Annotated in this window: 1 pseudogene; it reads left to right on the top strand. The window is 36.8% G+C overall.

From position 1 onward, the window contains the following. A pseudogene (locus tag M901_RS14605) lies at positions 1-239 on the top strand (NADP-dependent malic enzyme); the annotation flags it as partial.

The following is a 239-nucleotide window of genomic DNA, read 5'->3' as shown; positions in this document are numbered from 1 at the left end:
TGAAACAACTGTCGATGGTATGGTTAATGTTGTTAAAGCATTAGAGCCGACTTTTGGTGGTATCAACCTAGAAGATATTAAAGCTCCTGAGTGTTTTGAAGTTGAGAAACAACTTGTTGAGCTTATGAATATTCCTGTTTTCCACGATGACCAACACGGAACAGCGATTATCGCTTCTGCTGGTTTTATCAACGCTATTGAAATCTCTAAGAAGAAAATAGAAGATGTAAAAGTTGTCA

Source organism: Bacteriovorax sp. DB6_IX, from assembly GCF_000447775.1.
In the GTDB taxonomy this organism is placed as follows: domain Bacteria; phylum Bdellovibrionota; class Bacteriovoracia; order Bacteriovoracales; family Bacteriovoracaceae; genus Halobacteriovorax_A.
Note: the sequence above shows the minus strand (reverse complement) of the source record. Positions and strands in the feature narration are given on the sequence as shown.